Source organism: Chryseobacterium sp. Mn2064 (genome assembly GCF_049319685.1).
GTDB lineage: Bacteria > Bacteroidota > Bacteroidia > Flavobacteriales > Weeksellaceae > Chryseobacterium.
This window is the reverse complement of record NZ_JBMOUE010000005.1, coordinates 115910-141450: the sequence shown is the minus strand read 5'-3', so window position 1 is coordinate 141450 and position 25541 is coordinate 115910. Positions and strand designations below refer to the sequence as shown.

Here is a 25541-nt window from a genome sequence, read left to right as displayed (position 1 = left end):
ATATGAACTATCAACTGGACGAAATAGACAAGAAAATTCTTGATTTCTTAGTAGAAAACACAAGAATGCCTTTTACAGAAATTGCAAAGCAGATGGATGTTTCTGCTGGAACAATTCACGTAAGAGTGAAAAAGATGGAAGATGCAGGTATTATTTTGGGATCATCTCTTAACATCGATTATGGTAAGCTGGACTATCACTTTACAGCTTTCATCGGAATCCTTTTGACAAAATCAAACCGTACTCAGGAAGTACTGAAAGAATTGTCAACAATTCCAAACGTAATCGAAGCTAGCGTTATTTCAGGAAAATATAATATTTTCTGTAAAGTAAGAGCAAAAAACACGGATGATGCCAAGAGAATTATTTATCAGATTGATGACATTCAGGATGTAATGAGAACTGAGAGTATGATTTCCATGGAAGAGTACTTGAGTGACAAGAATAGACTGATCAACGCGATCTCTATTTAATTCAAATTTTAAACAAATAACTATAAAAGAACTTATGAAATCTCTCATAAGTTCTTTATTTTTGTAAGATGGAAGAATACACCTATTTTGACGAAGATCCGAAGAAAGGATGGGGATTTGTATTGGCCTTTGCAGCCTTGATGTTGTTTACCGTAATGGGATTGGGAATTGATGTGGATGAATATCTGCAGCACGAGTTCCTGGAAATTCCAAGATGGTACTTTTATGTGATTTTCTCGATAGATCTTCTGATGATGATAGGGCTTGTACTGATGTTCTTCTATAGAAAAATCGGGATCTTTATGTTCCCTGCTTTATTGGTACTGCATTTCTTTATGCACAATTATTACCTTTCTACATTTTTGTATACCGATGTAACCAATCTTTTCCTTTTTACAGGATTCGGAATGCTGGCAATTATCCCGAAATGGAAGTTTTTCAGATAGTATTTACAGCCTTGCAGAGTTTTTATGGTCTGCCGTCTGGTAATATTGAATAGCTTCTTTTTTCAAAGGATTTTGGGACCAATCTTCCCACTCGCAGCTATAAGGATTATATCCACATTTTAAAGGCTTTGAAACATCAATCCCTTCTGCATTCCAATGGGTTCTTTCCGTATAAGCTCTGCAGTCGGTGCATACATAACGGAATTCACAGTCTTTACATGTTGCTATCTGATCCTTGGTAAGACTCCAGTACTTTTTGAAATGATCTTTGCTTAATGCTTCCTCAAGGGTTTGATACTGTATATTGCCAAAACTTTCAGACATCAGAGGACAGTTTTTCAAATTACCGTTTCGGTCAATGCCTATTTTCTTATGAAGACAGGAATTATAATTGACCGCTTCCAGAATTTTTGGAAGGTTAGTATTGAAATATTTAACATCTACTTTACCACAGGCTGATATTTTGAGGTCTTCTTTTACAAACTGTACAGAAAATCTATAGTCATCTTTAATATTGAATGGTTTTTTGGGGCAATCATAAAAAACCAAACTGTAAACCCTTCTCGTATTCTGATGAAGCTGCTGGATGAAAGATTCATTGATCTTTTGATGGAACGGTGAAAAAATTTCTATTCCGGATAAAACAGAGGTTTCAAATATTTTGTCGATCTCGATTAAATCTTTTGCACTGAGTATCGTTCTACTGTAAAGTGTAAGATGCTGTATTCCCAGATTTTCAATGGAAGGTTTTACCTTTCTTATCACCTCTATATTGTCTGCTTCTATAAAAATATCGTTGATTTTGCCCGGCTCTTGATATTCCATGGAAAGTGGCGGAAAGTTTTTGTCCCAATCATTTTCTGTGATGAAGCCATATTCTTTTTCGAGTAAAAGGCTGAGGTATTCTTTAATTATTTCTCCGGATTCTTTATCATAGTTTTTCAGGATATTCTCAATAGAAATACTTTTCAACTCTTCTATGACCTCGTACAGCTCCAAAGGGTACAGTTCTGATACGTTTCTCTGAAGATCGGAAATAAGGATTCTGCCTGCTCCTTTGGTGATCAGAATGTTGCTGAATAGATTGAAATATTGCATAGACTGAATAAAGTTTTTATTGTTGGTATTGCTGGAAAGCTACCTATATTCTAATTTGTGATTGAGTTCAACAGGACTATTTCTCTCTCGAATCCGCTTCCGGATATTGTCTGTCATTTCTTTAAAGTTGGTCTTTGTTTTATTTCCACTTTCGTCATAAGATGATATCTCAGATTTATTAATCATAGAAAGGAGATTGGTGTAATAATTTTGTTGAAGCTTTTTAAATTCTTCCCAAGAGATTTTCTTTTCATACCGATCTACATACAGTTCTTTCCATTTGAAATCTCTTATTTGAATGAGTTCGAAATCATAATCAAGTTTTTTATCAGAAATTTTTACAATCAATCCTGGTAATCCGTAAAACATGTATGGACCTTGCTGCAGAGGAATTTCAGTGGTAAACCAAGCATCCCATTTCCTTCCTCCGTATTCTACTTCTGCTTTTTGACAGTTGTAATGTCCAATTTTCTTTTTCTCTGCTATAATTTTCCAATGAAGATTTTCGTTAATTGAAATAACGTAAATGCTATAAATTAAAGGAACAAATACATACTTTAAAATCTCATTACTCTTATCTTTTTTATAAATATATAGCTGTTTATTATTGTATTCCATATCGAATCCGTTTCCTGTACCTCTTTTAGCTTTTATCGAATCTGATTGTCGAAATTTTTCCGATCGAAATATTGATGCTCCATCTTTACTATCGAGATAGAAAATAATTTTTTCAGTTTTTAAACTGCCTGAGTAAGGTTTATAATTCAACTCATATATGAAAGTAGAGTTTTGCGCTTTTAAAAATGGAGCGAGTACCCACATGAAAAATAAAGAATAACAAAAAATCGGAATTTTCATAATAGTCTTGTGAGAGATTTTAAAGGTTTTTCCCTGATATGAAAGTTACTTTGATATTTTTCACAACCCAAGACATAGATGACATCATTTTCTTTTTTTGTTTTCTGATGTTGAAAGGCTTCGATATGTTTGAAAGTAAGCGGTAGTTTGTTCTTTTCTTTTACTTTGATTTTCATAAATATTCTGCGATTTCTTTATCCAGCGAATAGTTGCATATATTAGAAAGTCCCAGGAATTGCCCAATAGTATTGACTTCCAAGAAAAAGAATTTTCCTTCTTTACATTTTATAAAATCTAATGAACCACAATTTAAATCCAGGGTTCGCATCAGAACATCAATCTTTTCTTCAATATGGGATGGAAGTATGTAGGGAATGTTTCTATTGGGCTTTTTAAAATTATATTTCCTGAAATCTGTTTTGGTCTGTTTATCGTTCTGAGAAAAAATGGCCATTGAGTAGCATTTTCCGTTCAGATAGAAGGTTCTTATCTCAAATTCTTTATCAATTTGCTCCTGAAAGAAAGTAATAAAGAAATCTGTTTTTTCTTTGTGATGTATGGTTGTAGTATACATGATGCCGTTTAAATCCGTATCAATGTCATCCAATATTGGATTCCCGCCAATTGTTTTGATAATTGTCTTATGTAGGGATACCTGCTCCGTATTATCCGCCAGAAAATATTCAGGGACTTCTAAACCCGCTTTTTTTGCCTGTTCTAAAACCAAAAGTTTATTTATATCGCTGTTGCTTTCTTTATTGATGTGCTTTTTAGATTCCAATGTTTTTCTTACATAATCTTCTAGCCAATGTTGTACTTCATTCATATGAGCATTGACGGAAGCATTATCATATTTCAGCCGTTTTATCTTCAATCTTCCTCTTCTATACCATACGCTGGTAATATCATCAAGGAAAAAAGAACTTCTATCACTCTTCAGAAAGACCTGTTTGTTCTCGGTTTTTATTTCAAAAACTTCATCTTCATGGATGCGAATGAAGTCTTTCTTCATATCCAGAAGCCATTGTATAACTTTAAGGGTAGTTCTCTCATTATTGTTGGAAATGATAAGAATCATTTTGTTTCCTTTTTGTTGATGGAAGTACGTTTCAAAGCAGGTAATCCTATAGTTTTTCTGTTTCGGTTTACTTTTGCCGTATCAATAACGGCGGTGTAGCTTGGGTAGGAACCATAAGGCATCTCTTTTTTACTGATTTGTAGGTCATGTCTGTCTACCATATTAGCATAGTCTTTGGGATTGCAGTCCCCCGATTTTATATATTCCAACATTTTCATCTTAAAATAAGGATATTCCTCTGCATCTATCATGTGACTGAATAATGGATGCATGGGCATAAAAACATCATTATTTCCAATAAGTCCTATTTTCTGAACAGAAGGATAACCATAATTTTCAAAGGTCCATTTGAGTAACTTAGCATTTATTTTATCATTCACTTCTCTCAATTGAGGATCTTTACGATCTTCTGCCTGATCACGGGTAAATGCTATACTAAAAGAATCTACCAGACGTTTATTTAAGCCTTTCTTCCAATCTGCAATTCTCTGTTTTACCTCAGTGCTGTCTATTCCATATTTTTCGAACAGTTCATAGTGTTTTTGATAAGAATCTTCATAAGGAGCAAGTAAAGGAATAAGTTTATAAAGGCTTTTTTTTCCTCCAAAGTTTTTTTGGTGTTTATCTGCCAGTGTAATGTAAGTTTCATATTCCTCAATACGTTCCTGGTTTTTAGGAGCGTATTTCTTGAAAAGTACCCGGTATTGTTTTATAACTTCTTCTGGCTGATTAAATTTTCGGTACAAGCTGTCAATCTCATTCACTCTATTGTAATAGGTGATATAATCTTTGGTTTTGCAGGAAAAAAGCAGAAAAACGATAACTAAAAGAGATAGTATATTTGGGATGGGAAGTTGTTTTTGGGCCAATTTTCTTTTCATAGTGTTTTTGAATATTTATTTAAGCCTTGAAAATCAATTTTCACATATCATTTGAAAAAAGGAGGAATTACTCCTCCCTTTACAAAGATATCGGATGTAAACACCCTTTTTTAGCAAACTTCTAACGTAGATTCAAGCTTGTGATCTCTCCATGTTTCTTTGTCGTAGCAGTCTCCATTATTAGTTGCTACATAGTTAACTGCAGAATTACCTCCTCCTTGAATTGTTTGCAGGTTTTTCATTTTCTTGTTTTCTAAAGAAGAGAAGCTACTCTTCATACCGATTAATTTTTTCATTGTGATTGTTTTTTAATGTATTAATTTCATTTGTGTCATTTTACCTCTGACATTAGGATCAATAATTCTCATCATTATCTGTACTGTACACTTACATCTACTGATTCAGAATATATTTCATCAACGTTGATGGGTCAAAACTATAAATAATTAGGTCCCGTTATGGTGATAAATGTTGCGTATAATTTGTAGATTTTATGAGTCGATTTTTTTGAAATCTGGTTTATAAGTATTGTACAGATTGAGTTGTAATAGAGATTTGGGATTTGATGAAAAAAGAAAGTTTAATGAAAAGTATAAAGTATTAAAAAGAAGATCTGAAACAGATTTTAGGAAGGTTCTTTAAAATTAGAATTATTTTCTAATGTACAAAATAACAGATCGTCTCAATGAATGAAGCTATTTGAATACAAATGATACAAATTTGAAGGGTTTTACAAAAAAGTCTTGGTGATGAAAAAAAATATTGATCTTTTTTCAACTGTTTATTTTGATAATTTGAGAAAAAAGAATTCTGATATTGTGGAAATATTATCCTAATCGAAAAAGGAACGATGAGTGTTTAAAAAATGAAGTTTCGCTCTTAGTTCTATTCAGAAAAAATCCCTTGAAAAAATGTTTCCAGAGCAGTGTGTTCATCCAGTCCGAATTTCTTTTTTAGTCGGTATTTCGTCATTCTTACACTTTTGGGCTCTACATTGAGGAGGTTAGCAATTTGTTTGGTATCCATTCCCAGATAAATATAAGCACAGTATTTCAGATCCAGAGCCGTAAGTTTCTGTTGGGCTCTTTCGTTGATGTTTTTGAAGAAATCAGGGTGCAGTTCCTGAATCGTAAACCTAATCTTTTCAAAATCATTGTCAACGCGGTTTTCTCCTTTTACTATCTGTTGGATGTTGATGTCGGTATCAGTATCAGAAAGCTGAGTATGAAGCTGCTGAAGTATTTCATTTTTATGCTGTATATGAAGCTGGCTGGCCAGTACTTCACTTTGAAGCTTTTGCTGCTGAAGGGTAAGAAGCTCTTGCTCTGCTTTTAATCTGGCTTGTTCTTCTTCCTGAAGCTTGATCTGCATTTCGGCCTCATGTTTCTCGGTATCCAGTTTATTTTCCCGTTCTATAGAATAGCGCAATTTAAAATGATAAGAACGGAACATGAAAAACGCTCCTATTAAACCAATAATTCCAAGACCTATATATAATAGTTTTTCTTTTTTAAGATTGGTCGTTTTCTCAGTCAGGCTTCTCAGTTCAGATTCTTTTTTCTGAGACTGATATTGTGCTTCCAGTCTTTTTGCGGTTTCAGCCTGGCCTTCATCAAAAAGTATATGACTGTACTCTGTCACTTTCATCTGATATTCGTAGGCCCTTTGATAATTTTTTTGTTGGGCATACAATTGCGCGAGATTTTTTGCCACCGTAATCATGATGGGATAATATACCGGCTTTTGAGTGAGAAGAATTTTTTCAGCCTTCAGAAGATATTGCTCAGCCAAAGCATCATTATGATCCTTTATGGCAAGAGTGCTTAATATTCCAAGGGCTCCGGCTTGATTTGCCTGATTAAGAGTTGTATGTTGGGTAAGGGCTAATATTTCGTTGGCACTAGCCTGAATTTCCTGACGAATTTCGGGAGTGATAGTAGGAAAGCTTAAATAATAATTAGCAAGATTCAGTAAAGCAATGGCATGGGCATAGGCAGAAACGCGTCCCGGAAACTGATGATACAAAGCCACAGCTTTTCTACAGATTTCTATTACAGTTTTCAGGTCTTTTAAATCACCGGTTTTTTCGTACTGAAAAGAATAGCATACAGCCAGAGCAGAGTAGGCCGAGCTCAGCATATTTTTATTTCCTGATTTTTCAGATAAAACTATTGCTTTTTTAGCATATTGGGTAGCATTTTCAGCATCATTCCATGCTGTATAAATTCCATAAAGGAGATAATTGAGCTTTGCATTCAAGAGGATTTCTGAAGGCAATTTTTCCACACTGGGAAGCACTTTCTGGATGAGCTTGATTGTATTTTCATATTCTCCCAATGAATTATTGTAATAGATATTCAGATATTCAGTATATAAGGCTGCGGTTTTATCATGGCTTTTCTGTACAATTATGTGTACCGCATCAATAATAGGAGGAACTTTAGCGTATTCAGATTGGTTGAGTTTAATGATTCCTTTCTGAACAAGCGCTTTTACTTCTTCGGTGCTATTATGTTCCTTTTGGGCAAGTTCTATTTGCTGCTGAACATATTTTTCGGCCGTGGGATACTGGTCGCTTACTCTATAATATTCTGTGAGTTCATTAAAAATTTTAAACTTTTCCGGAACAGAAGTTTGTTCTTTATTCAACTGATCTTTAAGACCATCAAAAAATGTATTCTGTGCCGGATATAAAGTACAGATGAAAAGTATAAGATATAAAAATGAGTACTTCAGTTTCATAGGGGTGAAAGTACAAAAATTGTAAAGACCTGTCAATGTTCAATATAAAAAAATGGAATCGTATGTTTTTTATAATGTATTGAAATTTAACTTGTTATAATTAGTTGTAGACGTTTTGTAGTCGCTCGAATTTTAATTTGAAGTTGTTTTGTAGGAGCCGATAAGTAGGAAGAAATCTTTTTTCCGTCGCAATTTTGGAGCAGTAAAAAAACAACAAATATTAATTAAAAAAAATTAAGTTATGGACAACAAGACATTATCAATCGTATCTTATATCACTATTTTCGGATGGCTGATTTCTTTTGTAATGGGGAAAGATAAACCCAACAGCCTTTTAAAATATCATCTGAAACAATCTTTAGGACTGGTTATTTTTTCTATCCTTTTATCTATCGTTCTGAATATCCTGCTTATGATTCTCAATATCGGACTTCTGGGAATATTGGGATTCATCCCCTTGGTTCTTATGATTATTGGGATCATCAACGCAGCAAACGAAGTAGAAAAGCCATTACCGCTCATCGGGAAAATGGTTGAGGATAAATTTTCATTTATAGGGTAATCCTTCATTATTTAAAAAAATGGAAGATTTTAAACATTTGAAAAAGGAAGGAAACAGTTATCTGGTGAAGCAGTATATGTCATTACAACACCTTATTATAGCAGCTTGGGTATGTATTTCTGTATTAATACTTATATACAGCAGCTATCAGAAGACAGGTGTTGTACTTCTCATTTTTTTCTTATTACTGGCTGTGGTTTTTTTGAGGCCGCCCAAAATCTATTTTGACCCGGTATCTAAACTATTGAGAGTTAATAATAGTGGTTTAAATCGTAAGAAATTGATGTACAACCTTGATGACTTTGAGGGATTTGAGCTACAAACTTTCCGGATTATGGGATTTATTCCTATAGGCTGCTACCTGTATGCCAATTTTAAAAATGTCTCAAAATTTAAGCGTCCTCTGGTGTCACAATCTTTCAGTAAAAGTACCATGCAGGAGGTGACGAATGAGCTTGAGGATCTTAAAATATAATGAAACACCATCAACTATTAATATGCAATTATGAAAAAAACACTAGGTATTATTTTGATCCTGATAGGTTTTTGCCTCACTGTTATTGTGAAAATTGGACCTTCTAAGGAAACTTCCTGGATGTTCACCCATGGAGATGTTCCTCCAATGCTTTTTGCTGTAGCAGTCATGATTCCAGGAATGATTTTATATAATAAAAACAGATAATAAGCTATCTATAATCACGAATCTGGCTATACATCTGTAGAATATAATATACTGATATCATAGGATTAAGGTAATTTTACCGCCCATTTTAAAAAAGAAAAGAAGTATGGATTTTGGAATTTTGAAACAGCAGATAGAAAATGCTGCTAAAAAGGCTTTTTTAGAAATGTATGAAAAGCATGGAGCAGAAAAAATCTACAGTTTTGCGTTGTACAGTGATGAAGGAGCAATGACGGTTTGTCCTGCTGCTAATACTTTAAAGGTACTCGAAACGATAGATAAAGAAGATGAGTTGTACTACAAGTATGAACCTGCAGAATGGACTTATGAAATGGAAGGAGCTGATGAGGAATTCGACAATATTTGTACCCAACTGAGAGAAGAACTCAAAAAATATGATGAAGATGATCAGGGGGTTGAAGATTTTCAGGCAAAGCTTTACTCTTTATGCATTGAAGTATTGGAAAAACTTAAAAACGAAAACTTTTTTACATCAATCACAGGCGAAGATATTTTCCTGATTTTTACGGTTTCAGATTATGAATTTGAGATACAGGATCTGAAAAAACTCATTGTCAGACTCAATGATAATGACTATCAAAGTGAATATCTGGAGTGGATGGCTACCTGGGGCAATTAAAAGAATGAGAAATTAAAAAAACACATTTTAAATATATCATATGAAGCCAGATAAAATAATTGTCTCAGATACCTCTTATAAAAACGATGATGCTTATGAGGTGATAGCATCCAATATATCTGTAGTAAACCTTTTAAATGAAGAAGGAATTGCAGAAGAAGATATGCATGAAGATGCAGTTATGAGTTATTATGTCGACTATTATGTGGCGCAATATAAAAATGGAAATTTTTCTCAGTTTGTCTGGAATTCCGGCTGGTCTGAAGAACTCAATCAAATGATAGAAGAAAGCCTGAAGAAAATAGGCGCAGAAAAACATTTGGAATTATTTCAGGATCAGTGTTCGAAAGTAAAACAACTTAATGATGAACAACTTGAAATGTTTCTGGAAGGCGAATATTTTGGTCTTAATGAAATCCGGGACTCTTTGAAAAATGATTCATTTTATACTCTGGAAGAAGATTTAACAGCACTTCATTCCCAATGGCTGAAGAATCATCCGGATCTGAAAGTTCTCACTATTGATGAAATGTTTGCCGAGCTTGAAAAATGGATAGGAAGAAAGATTGAACGATAATATTTTAAAACTGAAAGTGAATTCAACGTATGGAAAATCTCCAACAACTCAATATTGAATTTAGAAATTATCTGGATTCGATCAGTTCCGGCCTTACAGATGATCTGGTTCATTTGCTGAGAGGTGAAACGATAAGCTATCTTCACGGTACACATTCTGACATCAAAGCTTTCTATTTTGAATATGAATTTGACTATCTGAATATTGTCTTTTGGGGCGTAGATCATAAAGGTAATATTGCGACCAATACCCAATCTCTTCCGACCAGAAAGAATAGCAATACATCTAACGAAGAATGGAACGCCTTGGTTCCTGAAGAAATATGGAACAAAATTTCAGACTTTGAAGATCATTATGAAGATGATGATTTTGACGAAATGATGGATGAGTATAACGAAGAAAAGTACGAGATTTTTGAACAATGGTTTTCTGACTGTTGGAAGAAAGCATCAGAACAGACCTTAATAAAAATGAATGCCTATTTTTCTATTCATGATACCTATTTCAGGACAGATCTAAATACCATGAAAACGATTAATGAAGACGAAATTGCCAGGATTTTTGAATAAATATAGAATCGAAGACCTCTTCAAATAATAAAATATAAATCCAAATAAAAATATCAATTACAATTACATTAATTATGAATAACTATAAGTTTTACAAACAGGAAGGTAATCAGTATATCTTTAAGAACCAACCCGTATTTGTCACTATACTCTGCCTTATTTTCCTGGTTATTGCAGGAGTGCTTTTCAACAGTGCAAGAACCTTCAGCTATGTTATTATTGCTCTGGTAGTCCTTATTATGATCAATTTCTTTACGAAAAAATTCATCATAGATATGGATCGAAAAACCATTACCGGAAAACATACCATTTTTGTTCCTGAGAGAACTTATCCCCTGGAAAATTTCACCAATTTTCATATATTGGCTACCAAATACATGGGATTCATTACAACAAATGTAATGCTTTCCATTTATTTTGAGGTAGATGGTAAAGAAAAGAAACTTACCGTAGGACAGGCTCTTACCCAGGCAGGGATACAGAAAATGGTGAACGAAACAGAGGATATTATGAATATTAATAATCCGGACAATGGACATCACAGACCGTTATAAGTTTGAAGAGAATGGGAGCGAGATAAGCTTCATGCCCAATTACGATTTCCTGCGGACTTTGATATGGTGGGTGGCTTTTGGAATCGTTGCACTTCCGGTAATAGTCTATTATTTTATGGATAGAATGTCGTCAGATCAGTTTAAAATTGCCTTGATTGTATGGGGGATTTATATGGCTTATTTTCTATTCGATCTTATTTTCAGAATTCCCGTGAAATATATCTTTAATAAATCGGAAAAATGTATCTACAGAAGGCAGATTGTGGCTAAAAAGATCATGAGCTTTGAAGAGATGACTTATTTTATCAATGATGAAAGTGGTGGATATTATTATTCCATAGGAAAAAAACGAAATCAGTTTGTAAAAAACTATAGGATAAGCAATTACTTTTCAGGTGGAAAAGCTTCCAATAAAAAAGAAGATGAGTACATCGAAAAAATACTGCATCCCATATTAATTACGGTGGGTATTCCACTGAATCAACCCGAGACATAAAAATAAACAACAATAAGTAGGGTAGAAGCTACGAACCATGACAAGTATAGACAAAGTAAATGCGGCGGTTTCTTCGAAACCGCCGCATTTTTTATATCAAATAGCTTACAACCTTAAGCTAAAATTCTCTTTACAGCTTCTTTTACAGCTTCTGCATCAATTTTATATTTCTTCATTAGTTCAGCAGGCGTTGCAGACTCTCCGAAAGTATCATGTACAGCTACAAATTCTTGTTTTGTAGGTCTCTTTCTTGCAAGCATTCCCGCAACAGATTCTCCTAAACCGCCAAGATAGTTGTGTTCTTCAGCTGTTACAATTTTACCTGTTTTTTCAACAGATTTTAAGATGATTTCTTCATCAAGAGGCTTGATGGTGTGAATGTTGATCACCTCACAAGAAATTCCTTCTTTTTCTAGCTCATCAGCCGCTACAAGAGATTCCCATACAAGGTGTCCTGTTGCAACAATAGTTACATCAGTACCTTCCTGAAGAAGAATTCCTTTTCCGATTTCGAAAGGCATATCTTCCGGAATGAAAACAGGTACTACAGGTCTTCCGAATCTTAAATATACAGGACCTTCAAAGTCTGCAATGGCTAATGTAGCCGCTTTGGTTTGGTTGTAATCACAAGTGTTGATCACGGTCATTCCAGGAAGCATTTTCATCATCCCGATATCTTCCAATACCTGGTGAGTAGCTCCATCTTCTCCTAGGGTAAGACCTGCGTGAGAAGCACAGATTTTTACATTTTTATTAGAATAAGCGATAGACTGACGGATCTGGTCGTATACTCTTGAAGTAGAGAAGTTAGCAAAAGTTCCTGTGAAAGGAATTTTTCCTGTAATACTAAGACCTGCAGCAAGTCCCATCATATTCGCTTCAGCAATACCTACCTGAAAGAATCTTTCAGGAGCCTTCTCAATGAATTTCTCCATTTTCAAAGAACCGATAAGGTCTGCACAAAGTGCTACTACATTAGGGTTTTTATCAGCAAGTTCAGCTAATCCTGCTCCGAATCCTGAACGTGTGTCTTTTTTTTCTGTATATGTAAATTTCATTTTTATTTTTATTAATCGAGAGGTTAGGATTTTAGTAATCTGCAGGAGTTTCTAAAGGTAATTGGTCTAATGCCTTTGCCAACTGCTCATCATTTGGAGCTTTACCATGCCAAGCATGAGATCCCATCATATAATCTACTCCGTATCCCATTTCTGTATGAAGAAGAATAGCTACAGGTTTTCCTTTTCCTGTTTCAGTTTTTGCTCTTTCAAGAATTCCGATTACTGCTTCAAGGTCGTTACCGTTCTTTTCTTCCAAAACAACCCATCCGAATGCTTCAAGTTTTGCATGAAGATTTCCTAAGCTTAATACATCATCTGTATCCCCATCAATCTGACGGCCATTGTAATCTATCGTAGAAATAATGTTATCCACTTTCTTAGCAGCAGCATACATGAATGCTTCCCAAACCTGACCTTCCTGAAGTTCACCATCTCCGTGAAGAGAGTAGACAAGAGATTGATCACCATCCAGCTTTTTACCCTGAGCTACACCTAAAGCCACAGAAAGTCCCTGTCCAAGAGATCCTGAAGCTACTCTGATCCCAGGAAGTCCTTCATGAGTGGTAGGGTGACCCTGTAATCTTGAATCCAGTTTTCTGAAAGTACTAAGCTCCTCTACCGGAAAGAAACCAAATCTTGCTAAAGTAGAGTAGAACACAGGAGAAATATGCCCGTTTGATAGATAAAAATGATCTTCATTTTTGCCTTCCATTGTGAAAGGAAGATGATAGTTCATTACTTTACCGTAAAGGGCTGTGAAGTATTCTGTACAACCTAAGCTTCCACCCGGGTGTCCCGAATTTACAGCATGAACCATTCTTAAAATGTCTCTTCTGATCTGTGTAGTAAGAGATTTTAGCTCTTCAATACTTTTACTCATTATATCTGATTTATTTGCACACAAATTTACAATTTTTTAATGGCTTACGGAAATGCAAAAATTGGGACCTAAAATCTGGTTCTTTAATTGATTTTAAAATTTTACTGTTTTTAACACTTTCATTGAAGATAAACCGTAATTTATATGAGAATACTATTACTAAATGCAAAAGTGAGTTCTGTTTCCGTATCGTAAACCTCAATATTAAAATATCCTGAATCTTTCCCGTAAACATTTAATGAAATACCTGAATTTTTCTTTTTTCCTTTTCTACATAGATTTTATAAGGTATGATCTCTGAAATAAATTCTTCATATCGTTCATACAACAGATAACAATACAAATCCAAAAATTGGAATATTTTTTTGCATAGAAATATGTTTTTGTCTCAAATTAAGATAATAATTTCGAAAATACGACAATTGCTGTATGGATGGCTTTTGGATTGAGGTTTTTAATGTTTTATAAAAAATAGGATCTTATTTTTCACAAGAATGGAATCTGTATTTTTTACTAATATTTTTTTATTTTTAATTTTTTTATGACGATTTTATCTTAAAATTTATTAATTTTATAAAAACCGCAGGTATTTAGTGGCTATTTTATGTACCTGAAGTGTTTTTGTTATTTTTTTTACACCAACTTAAAAATATTTTACAATCTCAAAATATCATGAATTATGAAAATTAAAAAACTATTATCTCTGGGGATACTTATTGTATCTGTTTCCCTGGGAAAGGCACAGGACTTCTTTACCAAGATCAGCGAGAGGTCCATTACATCAGATCCTAAAAGCCGGACCGTGCAACCCGAAAAATTTCTTACTTATCAGCTGAATATTGCAGATCTGAAAAACTATATTGATTCTGTTCCGGAATTGGGAGATAGTGATTTCAAAGGGAAAGCCCCAATCATTGTGCTGCCTATGGCTGATGGATCAAAAGCGAAATTCAGAATCTGGAAGTCTTCTGTGATGGCTCCCAAATTAGCCAGCCAGTTCCCTCAAATCGTTACATTAACAGGGCAGGGAGTTGATGATCAGTATGCTACTATAAAGCTTGATTTTACAGAATTAGGGTTTCATGCCCAGATAAAATCGGTAGTAGCAGGAGATACTTATATTGATCCTTACGCAAAGAATAATATTGATAACTATATTATTTATAAGAAAAGTGATCTGATCAATAAAAATCCTATGACATGTGAAACGCATGCTGAAGATTCTCAAGTAGAAAAAAAAAATGCACAAAAAACCGTCACTCCAAGCGTAGGAACTCAAATTAGAATTTTCAGATTAGCAGTAGCTTGTACAGGTGAATATGCTATAGCGGCTACTGGAACTGCTACTCCAACAGTTGCTCAGACATTATCAGCTATTGTAACTTCAATCAACAGAGTAAATGGGGTGTATGAGCAAGAGGTTGCTTCAAGACTGGTCTTAGTAGATAATGAAACCAATGTTATCTTCACAAACCCTAGTACGGATCCCTTTAACGGAAATAATAGCGCAGGTACATTAATTAATGAAAGTCAGACTCAGATTACAGCCTTAATTGGAACGGCTAATTTTGATATAGGCCATACGTTTAGTACAGGTGGCGGTGGATTAGCAGGGTTGGGGGTGATCTGTATCAATTCCCAGAAAGCAAGAGGAATTACCGGTTCATCTAATCCCGTTGGCGACCCTTACGATATAGATTACGTTGCTCACGAAATAGGGCACCAGTTCGGGGGACCTCATACCTTTAATGCTACAACAGGAAGCTGTGGTGGAAGTAACCGTAATGCAGGCACTGCAGTAGAGCCAGGAAGCGGTATTACCATTATGGCTTATGCAGGAATTTGTCTGATCTCAAATAACCTGGCAGCAAACAGTATCCCTATTTTCCATACCAGTTCGTTCCAATCTATCACTACAAAAGTACAGTCAACAACTTGCCAGGTGACAAACCCTGTTGCCAATACAGCTCCTATAGTAAACGCTGGAAGTAATTATATTATTCCTAAAAGTACTCCATTTAAACTAACAGGTTCTGCAACAGATGCTGAAAACACTGGACTTACCTACTGCTGGGAACAGAATGATAATGGACCAGCCGGAAACTGGAATGCTCCAACAGGAAATGCAGCTATATTCAGATCATTTATACCAACAACAGTTCCTTACAGATATTTCCCGAAAATTACAGATGTTATCAGTAACACTACCACTATCGGTGAGATTTTACCATCATATGCAAGAACGATGGAGTTCAGACTGACGGTAAGAGATAATAATGCAGGTTGTGCTGGAGTAGCCAATGATGATGCCATTGTGACGGTGGTAGACAATGCAGGACCTTTTATGGTAACGGCACCCAATACTGCTGTAAGCTGGACGGGAAACAGTACTCAGACAATCACATGGGATGTAGCTAATACTACAGAAGTTCCGGTAAGCTGTGCGAATGTGAATATTTATCTTTCCACGGATGGTGGACTTACTTATCCGATTACCATTTTAGCTTCTACACCTAATGACGGATCAGAAACCATTACAATTCCTGATGTGAATACTACACAGGCGAGAATTATGGTAGCTGGTGATGGAAATGTATTCTTTAATATCAACCCGATTAATTTCACCATTAATAAACAAATACTGGGAGTAAATGAGGTATCAGGAAAAGCAGATGTATTTTCCGTATACCCTAACCCAAGCAAAGGAATCGTTAACATTAAATTTACCAAACCTAATGATTCATATGATATTACGGTATATGATACAAGCGGAAGATTGGTATTCAGTCAGCAGAATAATAAGTTAAGCAACGATAGAGTTGGAACATTTAACTTAACGGAACTGGTAAAAGGAAACTACGTAATCAAAGTAAAAACCAAAGATTTCGAACAAGCTGTAAAATGGATTAAAGAATAGAAAATATTCTGATCATTCTAATATATAAAAAAGGCTGTTTTCATTATTGATGAAAACAGCCTTCTTCGTTTTATCTTTATCAGTAGTTTAAATTAAACCACCTTTAGATAAGATTTATTCTTTACCAGCCATAAACCGATGAATGTAAGTAGACCATTCAGAACGATGAGTTCTACCCCAATTCGGTAATCTGTGTAAGTAGTGACAGCCAGATTGATCAGATATGTAAGTACAGGGGCTAAAAGAGTCACGGTAAGGATAGAATATTTTTTCGAAATATTGAATTTGGTGAAAATTCCGAAAGCAAAAAGTCCCAACAGTGGCCCATAAGTATATCCTGCGATTTCCATGATCAGATAAACGATAGATTTATCATTTAATGCTTTGAAAATCATGATTAAAATGAAGAAAACAACAGTGAAAGTTAAGTGTACCTTCATACGAAGACGTTTCTTTTCTTTTTCGGTTTTGGTTTTATCTTCATTGAGATTTAAAAGATCAACACAATATGAACTTGTAACCGCAGTTAAAGCTCCATCAGCAGAAGGGAACAACGCAGAGATCAATCCAATAATAAAGATGATTGAAATAAACATAGGGAAATAGCCCTGAAGTGATAAAGCCGGGAAAAGGTCATCACCCATGATGTTTTTAATATTTCCAGAAGAATCTTTAAATCCGAAAATATTAGTTATTGTTTCGGAATTTATTGTTCCGTATTCTGCACCATTCTGTAAGGCAAAAAGATAAAGTAGTCCTCCTAAGAAAAGAAATGCCAGATTCACAAGAAGAAGTGTTCCTGCAAAAGTCAGCATATTCTTTTTAGAATTTTTAAGGTTGTCTACAGATATATTTTTCTGCATCATTTCCTGATCAAGACCTGTCATTGCAATGGTGATGAAAATTCCTCCCAAAATTGTTTTCAGGAAAAATGTTTTGGAATTCGGATCAAAATTGATGAAATGAGTATAATTTTTCTGTTCTAAAATAGTATACGCTTCACCAAACGACAGATTAAGGTTAGATAAAATAAATACGATACAGGCGATCAAACTGATAATCATGAAAGATGTCTGTAAAGTATCTGTGATAACGATCGTTTTTACACCTCCTTCGAAAGTATACAGAAGAACCATTAGTAGAAGAACCATAGAAGTTACCCAAAACGGAACGCCAAGCCCTTCCAGCAAAAAGATCTGCAATACATTCACTACCAGATATAATCTTGCCGTAGCCCCAATTGCTCTTGAAATAATGAAGAATATCGACCCTATTTTATGTGCTTCCACATTGAATCTTTTTCCTAAATACGTGTAAATGGAAGTAAGATTCATCTTATAATACAGAGGAAGCAATATGGCTGCAACAATGAAATACCCAATGAAGAAGCCGATTACCATCATGTAATATTCAAAACCACCATAGATGTATTCTGAGCCGGTCATCTTCCCTACAGTTCCCGGAACGGAAATAAAGGTAACCCCACTCAGGCTGGTTCCTATCATTCCGAATGCCACGAGCCACCATTTACTTTTTTTGTTACCAATAAAGAATGACTGGTTGTCAGAATTCCGGCTGGTAAAATACGAAATCACCAAAAGGCCGATGAAGTAGATAAAGACAAATAGCAAAAGGATCGTTCCTGGATTCATGCTTTGATTTTAAATTTTAGCAAATATATAAAAAAGATCAGTCGTGGATCGTGAATTTACAATGGAGTCTGTTGAGGTTCGTTTCATTTAGAAATAAAAAACCTTCCAGAGATTCTCTGAAAGGTTTATATGGTAAGGGTGGAAAAGTAATCAGTTCACCAAAACATCCTGAATTTCCTCACTCTTCTGAAAACTAGCCTTTGCAAAAGGGCAAAGCGGAATGATCTTTTTTCCGTTTTTTCGGGCAAAATCTACTGCTGCCAAAAGCATTTCCTTGCCTACGCCTTTTCCGTTGTAAGCTTCTTCCACCTCCGTGTGGTCTATAATAAATCTTTCTTCTCCTGCCCAGGTATACGTCATTTCTCCTGCGCGTCTTCCATCTATGAAAGCTTCAAAACTTCCGTGTTTTTCGTCGTTGTTTTGTTTTACTTCGATCATACTATGAGAATTTAGTTAATATTTCTATGTCGTTGGTTAATATTTTATGAACAGGGCATGCATCGGCAATGGTGTGCAATCTTTTCAGCTGCTCATCATCCAGGATGCCATCAAAAGTGATATCTCTTTTGAACACCGCTCTTTTGGTTAATGGATAATTCTCCAGTTCTACTTCTACGTTGATGTTTTCCACATCCCATTCTTTTCTTTCGATATACATTCTTAATGTCGCCGCAGTGCAGCTTGCCAGAGAAGTTGCTAAAATTTCCAAAGGATTAAAACCTTTATTCTGGCCGCCTTTATCAATAGGTTCATCTGTGATGATCTTATTTTCACCAGCAGTTACTTCCGTATAGTATTTTGTTTTTCCTAAACTTGCTTTTACTGTTACCGCCATTATTTTTCTGTATTGAATTTATAACTTAATGCACCGGAAGGGCATAGATCTATTTGATTTTTAAGTTCTTCAGGTGTTGCATTTTCTGCTTTTATCCAGGGTCTGTCTTTGGGATTATAAACCTGGGGAAGAGTTTTTACACATACAGCCGAGTGGATACACTTCTGAGGCTGCCAGATGACAGTAATGTTACCGTTGGGATATTCGTGTGTTTCCATATCAATTTTCTTTTAATGATTTTTCGATTCTTTTGTCCGGAATCAGCCATATGAGCGCCACGATATAATAAAAACCTATGGCAATATAAGGATAAAAAAATGAAGTTGCTATGCCGAGTATATAAAATATAATTGATATATATTCTTTAGATTTTGAATGAATAGCTTCTTTCAATTTTGAATTTTCCCCCTCACATCGGATGATTAAATTTTCCAAAATAGTGTACGCAATAGCACACATGATAAGCCCGATTCCATAGGCTGCAACAGGATTCTCTGCAAAACCGGTGGTTCCGATCCATTCTGTTGCAATGGGCATCAGAGAGAGCCAGAACAGCAAATGCAGATTAGCCCAAAGAATACTGCCGTTAATCTTCTTTACGGCCTGAAACAGATGATGATGATTGTTCCAGTAGATTCCCACATAAATAAAACTGAAAATATAAGCCAAAAACTTAGGAAGAAGAGGTTTGAGACTCATCCAGCTATTTCCTTCCGGTACTTTAAGCTCAAGCACCATAATGGTAATGATAATGGCAAGTACACCATCACTGAACGCTTCCAGTCTTCCTTTAGTCATTGTTTACAGACTGATTTTTGAAGTTTTCTATCTTACTTTTCAGATCTGCCAGCATATCAGGATTAATGATACCGCTTTCCAGATCAAAATTTTCATAGAACTTTGGAAGCGAAAAAGTCTCCTTGATGTCTGCTGCAAACTGAGGAAAAAATGTTTTTGCCGTATTCATTACATTTCCACCGCCATAACCTCCGGGAGAAGTACTCATCAGAAACATAGGCTTGTTTTGAAATACTTTTACATTAATTCTGGAAGCCCAGTCGAAAACATTTTTAAAAGCAGCACTGTAAGATCTGTTATGTTCTGCAAGCGAGCAGATAATAACATCACATTCTTCAATGACTTTCAAAAAATGGTGGGCTTCATGTGGAAAACCTTTCTTTTCAAGATCTACTGAAAAAACAGGCATTGTGAAATCGTTGAGGTCAATCAGATTGATCTCCTCGTCCTGAAAATCTTTCAGAACAAATTTTACCAGTTCTCTGTTGATGGATGTGGAAGAAGTACTTCCTGCAAATGCTAATATCTTCATGGTTGTTGTCATCCGGACCGGATATTATTTTCTGTTTAAAATAGCTTTAGGTAGAGGAACATATTCCTGATCGTCACCTGGAACTAAAGGAAATGCTTCATGATTCTGGTCGTTCCAGTTGACTTTGGCCTGGTCAATCATTTCTTTATCAGAATTTACAAAGTTCCAGAAGATGAAACGTTCCTCATCAAAAGGTTCACCGCCAAAAAGATAAACGGTACCATTTTCGCTCATGTCGAATTCGCAAAGTTGGGTATCTTTGGCAATCATCAGCTGTTTTGAACCATAGGAATTTCCGTCTGTGGTTACCGTTCCGTCCAGAACATACATGGCTGCTTCTCCATAAAGGTCTTTCCCTATGCTTATTTTCTTAGCATCTTTGGTTTTGATCTCAATGAAAAATAACTTGCTGTGTACAGGAACGGGAGACGTTTTTCCGAATGCTTCTCCTGCAATTAATTTATACTGAATTCCATCTTCCTCCCAAACAGGAATATCATCCGCTTCAATATGGTGAAAAGTAGGTTCTGCCTGCTCAAGATGTTTGGGAAGACCCACCCAGATCTGGAACCCGTGAAGTCTCTTATCACTGTGTCTTAAATATTCTGGAGTTCTTTCAGAATGTACCACGCCTTTTCCGGCAGTCATCCAGTTGACAGCACCGGGCTTTATTTCAATAGCACTTCCGATACTGTCTCTATGGAAAATAGAACCTTCCAACAGATAAGTCAGAGTCGATAAGCCAATGTGTGGGTGTGGCGGAACATCAAGATTTTGATAGTCTTTTAATTCTGAAGGCCCCATATGATCAATAAAGACAAAAGGTCCCACTGCTCTTTTCTCACGGAAAGGAAGAAGTCTTCCTACCAGAAAGTTTCCTATATCCGCTGCTTTTTCTTCTATGATAAGTCCAATATTTGACATAATGCTGTATTACTTTTTTAAATTGTACGTAAGTTGAATAGTTTTCTGATTGATTTAAAGTTTGTCATACCCTTCAAACTTTTCATCAACGATGCGCTTCCATTCAGAATGTTTTTTGATAAAAGCAAAAACATAAGGACAGAAAGGGAGGAGCTTTTTATTACTTTCCTCGATATAATTCAGCGTTTTTTCTACCACGGCTGCCGCTGCACCTGTTCCTGCGAGCTCGGGTTCTGCTTCGGTATGTATCAAAGCAATTTGGTGAGTCGTCTCGCGGTAATCGATGAAGGCGTAATGTCCGTTAAATTCTATTTCAAATCTTTTCTCAGCTTTTACGAGAGGTATATTTTCAAATTCTGATTTCATAATATTTTGTACTAAGGGGTGCTGGCTTCCCATAAAAACAGGGAATTGTTGATGAAGACCAATAAACCTTATAGATTTTTAAAACCTATAAGGTTTGCCATTATATAAAGTTAATAAAAAAAGGTATAATTGAAGATTAAGATAAATTTAATTCTTTTAATCCTCCAAATAACCGAATTTACCGGTATTGTAATCTTCGAAAGCCTGCATGATCTCTTCTCTTGAATTCATTACAAAAGGCCCGTGAGGATAGATAGGTTCATTAATAGGCTCTCCGCTGATGATCAGAACAATAGAATCTTCTGTTGCTTCAATGCTGAATGTTTCACCTTCATTTTTAAATAAAGCAAAATGGTCTTGTTTTACTTTTTCTTCTTCATTGATGGTAATATTTCCTTCAATTACCAAAGCTGCCGTATTGTAATGAGCAGGAAAACTGAACTCAGCTTTTCCTCCGGCTTTCAATTTTGCATTCATCATATGAACAGGGGTAAAAGTAGAGGCAGGACCTTGGTGTCCTTTGTATTCACCGGCAATTATTTCTATAAAACCGTTTTCATTTAAATCTACTCTTTCCATTTTGGAGTTTTCGATAGCCTGGTATTTTGGGCAGCTCATCTTATCTTTTGCAGGAAGATTCACCCAAAGCTGAACCATTTGGAAAATTCCACCTTCTTTGGCCCATTCTGTTTCATGATATTCTTTATGAAGAACTCCTTTTGCTGCGGTCATCCATTGTACATCACCTTGTCCGATAATACCACCGCCGCCTGCGCTGTCATGATGTTCTACTTTACCACTATAGGCTATTGTTACGGTTTCAAAACCTCTGTGCGGGTGAACGCCCACTCCTCTAGGTATATCTGAACCATTGAAATGGAATTTTGAATTATAATCCAGCATAATGAACGGGTCCATTCTTTTCATATCCAATCCGTGTACGCCCGGAATAAAATTATGAACTCTGAAACCATCCCCTACAAAATGTGCAGGTTTTGGAGATACTACGATTTCTACTTTTTTAGTTGCCATCACATTGTTGATTTTTTATGTAAACAAAAATACTTTGGCAGCGTGGCAAAAACATTGATCTGTGTTAAGTTCGTAGAAGAACGATAAGGAAAGCAGAAAATGTAAATACATTTGTTATCGTTAAAATGATGTGAATGTTTTACAGATGTTTATTGAGAATGATAAAAAATATTGATTTGTGAGTTTAAATGATTGATGAATTACCTCTGTGCATGTTATGACTGATCATTACTCTTCTTTCGATTTCATATTTTTCCCATCTGAAATATGCAGTCTTCTGAACACTAAACCGGAGAAGATCGTCAGAATTCCTACCGTTAAAAATGTATATCGGAAAGCGTTGTGAATTTCTCCCTGAATAAGGTCTGTATTTTCAAAAAGCTTTAAAACAATCAATCCGAAAGCAATTCCGAAACCGATAGCCAGCTGCTGGTTAACGGATATCAGTGAATTTCCGCTGCTGGTCTGAAAATTTCTTAAGTCAGCAATAGAAATTGTATTCATTGAGGTAAACTGAATAGAGTTAAAAAATCCCAGGACCGCAATAATAGGAACAAACCAATACAAGGAAGTATGAATATTGGGGATGGCAAGCATACAGATTAAAGTTCCAATAATAAATGTATTGACCATTAAAGTTTGACGGTAACCATATTTATCCAGAATTTTGATAACCGTTGATTTTCCGAAGATGGCGGTAATAGCCATAGGAGCAATAATCCATCCTGAAGTAACGGCAGACTGTTTATAGGCAATCTGGATCATTAAGGGCAAAAGTAAAGGAACAGAGCTGATTCCAAGTCTTGTGGCCAAATTTCCTACAATTCCTACGCGGAATGTTCTTACCTGAAAGAGATTCAAAGGGAAAATAGGATTTCCACCTCTTTTCGCATGTTTGTAATAATAATACAGGAATAGAAATCCTAAAATAAATACAAGCAATACAGGAGTAATGTTCTGTATATCTCCAAAAAGTTCTAAGGAAATAGAGAGGAGTAGGGAAGCCGCGGCAAAAATAAGGAAGCCTTTTAAATCGAAATCTACATCGTCAGATTTGTAGTTGGGCATAAATTTTAATCCTAAAAGTATCCCTAAAAGCCCAATAGGAATATTAATGAGAAAGATCCAGTGCCAGGAAAGATAATCCACCATGTAACCTCCAACCAAAGGTCCAAGCACAGGGCCTATCAATGCCGGAATAATTGCAAAGTTCATCGCTTTGAGCAGTTCATTTTTATCAAATGTTTTGATCAGGGCAAGTTTTCCAACAGGTGTCATCAAACTTCCTCCAACACCCTGAACAACTCTCGAAATCACCAGATGTGTAAGATTTTGAGACAATGAACAGAATAAAGATCCAAGGCTGAACAAGACAAGTGAAACAATGAAAACTTTTTTAGTTCCAAACCTGTCTGCAAGAAATCCACTGGCAGGCATGAAAACTGCTAATGTAAGAACATAGCTGATGATAGCGTTCTGCATATTAAGCGGAGACTCTTTGAGATCTTTGGCAATGGAAGGCAAAGAAGTATTCAGGATCGTAGAATCCAGCATCTGCATAAAAATGGCAGTGGCCAGAATCAGGGGAAGAATTTTTTTTATGGACGTCTGTTGCGGGCTTGTTTCTGTCATTGTATATAGGCTGGAATATTCAAAGATTTCCAGACTTTTTTTATTTTGAAGAAAGTGCTTGCTTTAAGCGTTTACTCTTTTAGATAAAGAAATCCATATAAAATTAAAAAAGTCCTGCGAGATTTCACAGGACTTTTTGATTTATTTTCTAGGTTTTTCTACTCCTTTCCATTCATCGCCGGCTTTTCTGTACTGGCTTAGGATAAAGGTTTTGAAATCCTTGGTTTTGTACTCGATGTTATCGGTATTTTGTTCAAACGGCATGATGTAGTAGTATTCAATATCCGTTTTATCAGATTTGTTTCCTTTTTTTACGGTAGGAACATATTTTGAGAATTTGTAGCTTGGAAGATATTGCTTTAATCTTGTATAGAAAGCTTTATCATCTTTTTCGCTAGGAATAATATCAACAATATTCAAATCATCTTTTTTCTTATCCACCCAAAGATAATAGGTCTTTTCTTCACCTAAGTTTCTGTTGACAGAATTGAAAGCAAATAACTCTTTCGGTACGAGTTCCTTAATTTTTTCCGGATCAACTTTTGTATAGAACAGTCCTTTTGAAGGGTCAACATAGGTTTCAAGGTTGTACATCAGTACAGAATTATTTTCAAAGTTTTTATTTTTAAAATACTGATTTAAAGATAATTCTGCAGTAGCTCTAAGCTCTTTACCTCTTGCATCCAGTTTTTTAGTAGGATTCTGAGGGTTTACGTACTTTACAAATTCATAGAGAACAATTGGTTTGATGTCTTTAAGGTGAGGATAGGTTTTCAGTTGTTCTGCCTTTATAAGCCAATAATATTGCTGATAATAGTCGTCTTTATCCTGATCTTTCACAGTTTTATAGGTCAAAGCAAGCTTTTTAGAACTCAGGTATTTACCATATTTTCCCTGCCCAAAAGCAAAACTGAAGGATAATAAGGCAAATAAAACAGTAAGGTTTCTTCTCATTTTTTTTATAATTGATATTTTCGTTTTCCAAATATAATTATTTATTAGATATTATTTTGGATTGTGAGTTAAATTATGCTATATTATTATCGTTAATTCAAGAAAAAATCCTGTATCGCTACAGGATTGATAAATTATAAATGAGGAGGTTAGATGTTGTCATGAGAAAAATGCTGCTATGAATGGTCAATTCTGCTTCGCCAGCAAATGTTGAATAATGAATCGTTGAATAGTGAATCGTCAATTTTTACTTTGTGAATGGATCATCAATAGTTGAAACATATCGAACGATAATCTGCTAC

At 35.2% G+C, this 25541-nt stretch carries 30 protein-coding genes; 11 read left to right on the top strand and 19 right to left on the bottom strand.

All coding sequences use genetic code 11. The features are described from left to right. Positions 1-2: 2 nt before the first annotated feature. Positions 3-473, top strand: a complete 471-nt coding sequence (locus ACL9RH_RS18260; RefSeq protein ID WP_034682046.1) for an Lrp/AsnC family transcriptional regulator — start codon at positions 3-5, stop codon at positions 471-473. Positions 474-541: 68 nt separating this feature from the next. Beyond that, positions 542-919, top strand: coding sequence for a hypothetical protein (locus ACL9RH_RS18255; RefSeq protein WP_422694783.1), 378 nt, complete (start codon positions 542-544; stop codon positions 917-919). A 3-nt stretch (positions 920-922) separates the two neighbouring features. Here the strand turns inward: ACL9RH_RS18255 and gwsS are convergent, their stop codons facing one another. From gwsS to ACL9RH_RS18225, 6 genes are all read right to left on the bottom strand, one after another. Next, on the bottom strand, positions 923-2017 hold the full coding sequence (gene gwsS, locus ACL9RH_RS18250; protein ID WP_422694782.1) for a grasp-with-spasm system SPASM domain peptide maturase: 1095 nt from the start codon (positions 2015-2017) through the stop codon (positions 923-925). Positions 2018-2056: 39 nt separating this feature from the next. Next, complete coding sequence (locus tag ACL9RH_RS18245) at positions 2057-2875, bottom strand: GLPGLI family protein (RefSeq protein ID WP_422694781.1); 819 nt, start codon at positions 2873-2875, stop codon at positions 2057-2059. A gap of 172 nt (positions 2876-3047) precedes the next feature. Next, positions 3048-3953 carry a grasp-with-spasm system ATP-grasp peptide maturase gene (gene gwsG, locus ACL9RH_RS18240; RefSeq protein WP_422694780.1) on the bottom strand — a complete coding sequence of 302 codons (906 nt, stop codon included), beginning with the start codon at positions 3951-3953 and terminating at the stop codon, positions 3048-3050. Beyond that, on the bottom strand, positions 3950-4834 hold the full coding sequence (locus tag ACL9RH_RS18235; RefSeq protein ID WP_422694779.1) for a hypothetical protein: 885 nt from the start codon (positions 4832-4834) through the stop codon (positions 3950-3952). The genes gwsG and ACL9RH_RS18235 overlap by 4 nt, the downstream gene beginning before the upstream one ends. Positions 4835-4944: 110 nt before the next feature. After that, entirely contained in the window at positions 4945-5130 is a 186-nt protein-coding gene (locus ACL9RH_RS18230) for a TIGR04139 family peptide modification target (protein ID WP_422694778.1), read from the bottom strand. Positions 5131-5719: 589 nt separating this feature from the next. Continuing rightward, positions 5720-7576 carry a helix-turn-helix transcriptional regulator gene (locus ACL9RH_RS18225; protein WP_422694777.1) on the bottom strand — a complete coding sequence of 619 codons (1857 nt, stop codon included), beginning with the start codon at positions 7574-7576 and terminating at the stop codon, positions 5720-5722. Between the two features lie 241 nt (positions 7577-7817). On the opposite strand from ACL9RH_RS18225, the gene ACL9RH_RS18220 reads away from it, so the two are divergent. From ACL9RH_RS18220 to ACL9RH_RS18185, 8 genes are all read left to right on the top strand, one after another. After that, positions 7818-8138 (top strand): DUF4870 domain-containing protein, encoded by a 321-nt coding sequence (locus ACL9RH_RS18220; protein ID WP_422694776.1) that lies wholly within the window; start codon positions 7818-7820, stop codon positions 8136-8138. 19 nt (positions 8139-8157) lie between these two features. Continuing rightward, the gene (locus ACL9RH_RS18215; RefSeq protein ID WP_422694775.1) at positions 8158-8613 is read left to right on the top strand and encodes a hypothetical protein; all 456 of its coding nucleotides are present in this window, start codon (positions 8158-8160) and stop codon (positions 8611-8613) included. A gap of 30 nt (positions 8614-8643) precedes the next feature. After that, a complete protein-coding gene (locus tag ACL9RH_RS18210; RefSeq protein ID WP_422694774.1) occupies positions 8644-8820 on the top strand; it encodes a hypothetical protein in 177 nt (58 codons plus the stop codon). Positions 8821-8926: 106 nt separating this feature from the next. Continuing rightward, complete coding sequence (locus tag ACL9RH_RS18205; RefSeq protein ID WP_422694773.1) at positions 8927-9460, top strand: DUF4303 domain-containing protein; 534 nt, start codon at positions 8927-8929, stop codon at positions 9458-9460. A gap of 40 nt (positions 9461-9500) precedes the next feature. Continuing rightward, a complete protein-coding gene (locus ACL9RH_RS18200) occupies positions 9501-10037 on the top strand; it encodes a DMP19 family protein (RefSeq protein WP_422694772.1) in 537 nt (178 codons plus the stop codon). Positions 10038-10066: 29 nt separating this feature from the next. Beyond that, positions 10067-10606 carry a hypothetical protein gene (locus tag ACL9RH_RS18195; protein WP_422694771.1) on the top strand — a complete coding sequence of 180 codons (540 nt, stop codon included), beginning with the start codon at positions 10067-10069 and terminating at the stop codon, positions 10604-10606. Positions 10607-10680: 74 nt separating this feature from the next. After that, entirely contained in the window at positions 10681-11160 is a 480-nt protein-coding gene (locus ACL9RH_RS18190; protein ID WP_422694770.1) for a hypothetical protein, read from the top strand. Further along, complete coding sequence (locus tag ACL9RH_RS18185; protein WP_422694769.1) at positions 11138-11656, top strand: hypothetical protein; 519 nt, start codon at positions 11138-11140, stop codon at positions 11654-11656. Before ACL9RH_RS18190 ends, ACL9RH_RS18185 begins: the two co-directional genes overlap by 23 nt. A 113-nt stretch (positions 11657-11769) precedes the next feature. On the opposite strand, the gene ACL9RH_RS18180 is transcribed toward ACL9RH_RS18185, so the two are convergent. Together ACL9RH_RS18180 and ACL9RH_RS18175 are read right to left on the bottom strand one after the other, a co-directional pair. Further along, complete coding sequence (locus ACL9RH_RS18180; protein ID WP_422694768.1) at positions 11770-12714, bottom strand: transketolase family protein; 945 nt, start codon at positions 12712-12714, stop codon at positions 11770-11772. Between the two features lie 31 nt (positions 12715-12745). Continuing rightward, positions 12746-13600, bottom strand: coding sequence for a transketolase (locus ACL9RH_RS18175; protein WP_422695025.1), 855 nt, complete (start codon positions 13598-13600; stop codon positions 12746-12748). Between the two features lie 676 nt (positions 13601-14276). Here ACL9RH_RS18175 and ACL9RH_RS18170 point away from each other — a divergent pair. Continuing rightward, on the top strand, positions 14277-16514 hold the full coding sequence (locus ACL9RH_RS18170) for a reprolysin-like metallopeptidase (RefSeq protein ID WP_422694767.1): 2238 nt from the start codon (positions 14277-14279) through the stop codon (positions 16512-16514). Between the two features lie 92 nt (positions 16515-16606). Here ACL9RH_RS18170 and ACL9RH_RS18165 read toward each other — a convergent pair whose 3' ends face one another. From ACL9RH_RS18165 to ACL9RH_RS18115, 11 genes are all read right to left on the bottom strand, one after another. After that, entirely contained in the window at positions 16607-18166 is a 1560-nt protein-coding gene (locus ACL9RH_RS18165) for a sodium:solute symporter (protein ID WP_422694766.1), read from the bottom strand. A gap of 150 nt (positions 18167-18316) precedes the next feature. Next, positions 18317-18604: a GNAT family N-acetyltransferase gene (locus tag ACL9RH_RS18160; protein ID WP_422694765.1), complete on the bottom strand. Its 288-nt coding sequence runs from the start codon at positions 18602-18604 to the stop codon at positions 18317-18319. Position 18605: 1 nt separating this feature from the next. Then, positions 18606-19001, bottom strand: coding sequence for an OsmC family protein (locus ACL9RH_RS18155; RefSeq protein ID WP_422694764.1), 396 nt, complete (start codon positions 18999-19001; stop codon positions 18606-18608). Next, positions 19001-19219: a (4Fe-4S)-binding protein gene (locus tag ACL9RH_RS18150; protein WP_422694763.1), complete on the bottom strand. Its 219-nt coding sequence runs from the start codon at positions 19217-19219 to the stop codon at positions 19001-19003. The genes ACL9RH_RS18155 and ACL9RH_RS18150 overlap by 1 nt, the downstream gene beginning before the upstream one ends. A gap of 1 nt (position 19220) precedes the next feature. Beyond that, positions 19221-19799: a TMEM175 family protein gene (locus ACL9RH_RS18145; RefSeq protein ID WP_422694762.1), complete on the bottom strand. Its 579-nt coding sequence runs from the start codon at positions 19797-19799 to the stop codon at positions 19221-19223. Continuing rightward, complete coding sequence (locus tag ACL9RH_RS18140) at positions 19792-20331, bottom strand: NADPH-dependent FMN reductase (RefSeq protein WP_422694761.1); 540 nt, start codon at positions 20329-20331, stop codon at positions 19792-19794. The genes ACL9RH_RS18145 and ACL9RH_RS18140 overlap by 8 nt, the downstream gene beginning before the upstream one ends. A gap of 24 nt (positions 20332-20355) precedes the next feature. After that, a complete protein-coding gene (locus ACL9RH_RS18135; RefSeq protein WP_422694760.1) occupies positions 20356-21255 on the bottom strand; it encodes a pirin family protein in 900 nt (299 codons plus the stop codon). A 54-nt stretch (positions 21256-21309) separates the two neighbouring features. Beyond that, positions 21310-21621 carry a GNAT family N-acetyltransferase gene (locus tag ACL9RH_RS18130; protein WP_422694759.1) on the bottom strand — a complete coding sequence of 104 codons (312 nt, stop codon included), beginning with the start codon at positions 21619-21621 and terminating at the stop codon, positions 21310-21312. 156 nt (positions 21622-21777) lie between these two features. Further along, a complete protein-coding gene (locus tag ACL9RH_RS18125) occupies positions 21778-22653 on the bottom strand; it encodes a pirin family protein (RefSeq protein ID WP_422694758.1) in 876 nt (291 codons plus the stop codon). A gap of 228 nt (positions 22654-22881) precedes the next feature. Further along, the gene (locus ACL9RH_RS18120; RefSeq protein WP_422694757.1) at positions 22882-24285 is read right to left on the bottom strand and encodes an MFS transporter; all 1404 of its coding nucleotides are present in this window, start codon (positions 24283-24285) and stop codon (positions 22882-22884) included. Between the two features lie 141 nt (positions 24286-24426). Continuing rightward, complete coding sequence (locus ACL9RH_RS18115) at positions 24427-25239, bottom strand: hypothetical protein (protein ID WP_422694756.1); 813 nt, start codon at positions 25237-25239, stop codon at positions 24427-24429. Between the last annotated feature and the right edge of the window lie 302 nt (positions 25240-25541).

Bases quoted from the DNA above. Each gene is read 5' to 3' on its own strand.
- ACL9RH_RS18260 (WP_034682046.1), top strand. From the start codon at position 3: ATGAACTATCAACTGGACGAAATAGACAAGAAAATTCTTGATTTCTTA.
- ACL9RH_RS18255 (WP_422694783.1), top strand. From the start codon at position 542: ATGGAAGAATACACCTATTTTGACGAAGATCCGAAGAAAGGATGGGGA.
- gwsS (WP_422694782.1), bottom strand. From the start codon at position 2,017: ATGCAATATTTCAATCTATTCAGCAACATTCTGATCACCAAAGGAGCA.
- ACL9RH_RS18245 (WP_422694781.1), bottom strand. From the start codon at position 2,875: ATGAAAATTCCGATTTTTTGTTATTCTTTATTTTTCATGTGGGTACTC.
- gwsG (WP_422694780.1), bottom strand. From the start codon at position 3,953: ATGATTCTTATCATTTCCAACAATAATGAGAGAACTACCCTTAAAGTT.
- ACL9RH_RS18235 (WP_422694779.1), bottom strand. From the start codon at position 4,834: ATGAAAAGAAAATTGGCCCAAAAACAACTTCCCATCCCAAATATACTA.
- ACL9RH_RS18230 (WP_422694778.1), bottom strand. From the start codon at position 5,130: ATGAAAAAATTAATCGGTATGAAGAGTAGCTTCTCTTCTTTAGAAAAC.
- ACL9RH_RS18225 (WP_422694777.1), bottom strand. From the start codon at position 7,576: ATGAAACTGAAGTACTCATTTTTATATCTTATACTTTTCATCTGTACT.
- ACL9RH_RS18220 (WP_422694776.1), top strand. From the start codon at position 7,818: ATGGACAACAAGACATTATCAATCGTATCTTATATCACTATTTTCGGA.
- ACL9RH_RS18215 (WP_422694775.1), top strand. From the start codon at position 8,158: ATGGAAGATTTTAAACATTTGAAAAAGGAAGGAAACAGTTATCTGGTG.
- ACL9RH_RS18210 (WP_422694774.1), top strand. From the start codon at position 8,644: ATGAAAAAAACACTAGGTATTATTTTGATCCTGATAGGTTTTTGCCTC.
- ACL9RH_RS18205 (WP_422694773.1), top strand. From the start codon at position 8,927: ATGGATTTTGGAATTTTGAAACAGCAGATAGAAAATGCTGCTAAAAAG.
- ACL9RH_RS18200 (WP_422694772.1), top strand. From the start codon at position 9,501: ATGAAGCCAGATAAAATAATTGTCTCAGATACCTCTTATAAAAACGAT.
- ACL9RH_RS18195 (WP_422694771.1), top strand. From the start codon at position 10,067: ATGGAAAATCTCCAACAACTCAATATTGAATTTAGAAATTATCTGGAT.
- ACL9RH_RS18190 (WP_422694770.1), top strand. From the start codon at position 10,681: ATGAATAACTATAAGTTTTACAAACAGGAAGGTAATCAGTATATCTTT.
- ACL9RH_RS18185 (WP_422694769.1), top strand. From the start codon at position 11,138: ATGGACATCACAGACCGTTATAAGTTTGAAGAGAATGGGAGCGAGATA.
- ACL9RH_RS18180 (WP_422694768.1), bottom strand. From the start codon at position 12,714: ATGAAATTTACATATACAGAAAAAAAAGACACACGTTCAGGATTCGGA.
- ACL9RH_RS18170 (WP_422694767.1), top strand. From the start codon at position 14,277: ATGAAAATTAAAAAACTATTATCTCTGGGGATACTTATTGTATCTGTT.
- ACL9RH_RS18165 (WP_422694766.1), bottom strand. From the start codon at position 18,166: ATGAATCCAGGAACGATCCTTTTGCTATTTGTCTTTATCTACTTCATC.
- ACL9RH_RS18160 (WP_422694765.1), bottom strand. From the start codon at position 18,604: ATGATCGAAGTAAAACAAAACAACGACGAAAAACACGGAAGTTTTGAA.
- ACL9RH_RS18155 (WP_422694764.1), bottom strand. From the start codon at position 19,001: ATGGCGGTAACAGTAAAAGCAAGTTTAGGAAAAACAAAATACTATACG.
- ACL9RH_RS18150 (WP_422694763.1), bottom strand. From the start codon at position 19,219: ATGGAAACACACGAATATCCCAACGGTAACATTACTGTCATCTGGCAG.
- ACL9RH_RS18145 (WP_422694762.1), bottom strand. From the start codon at position 19,799: ATGACTAAAGGAAGACTGGAAGCGTTCAGTGATGGTGTACTTGCCATT.
- ACL9RH_RS18140 (WP_422694761.1), bottom strand. From the start codon at position 20,331: ATGAAGATATTAGCATTTGCAGGAAGTACTTCTTCCACATCCATCAAC.
- ACL9RH_RS18135 (WP_422694760.1), bottom strand. From the start codon at position 21,255: ATGTCAAATATTGGACTTATCATAGAAGAAAAAGCAGCGGATATAGGA.
- ACL9RH_RS18130 (WP_422694759.1), bottom strand. From the start codon at position 21,621: ATGAAATCAGAATTTGAAAATATACCTCTCGTAAAAGCTGAGAAAAGA.
- ACL9RH_RS18125 (WP_422694758.1), bottom strand. From the start codon at position 22,653: ATGGCAACTAAAAAAGTAGAAATCGTAGTATCTCCAAAACCTGCACAT.
- ACL9RH_RS18120 (WP_422694757.1), bottom strand. From the start codon at position 24,285: ATGACAGAAACAAGCCCGCAACAGACGTCCATAAAAAAAATTCTTCCC.
- ACL9RH_RS18115 (WP_422694756.1), bottom strand. From the start codon at position 25,239: ATGAGAAGAAACCTTACTGTTTTATTTGCCTTATTATCCTTCAGTTTT.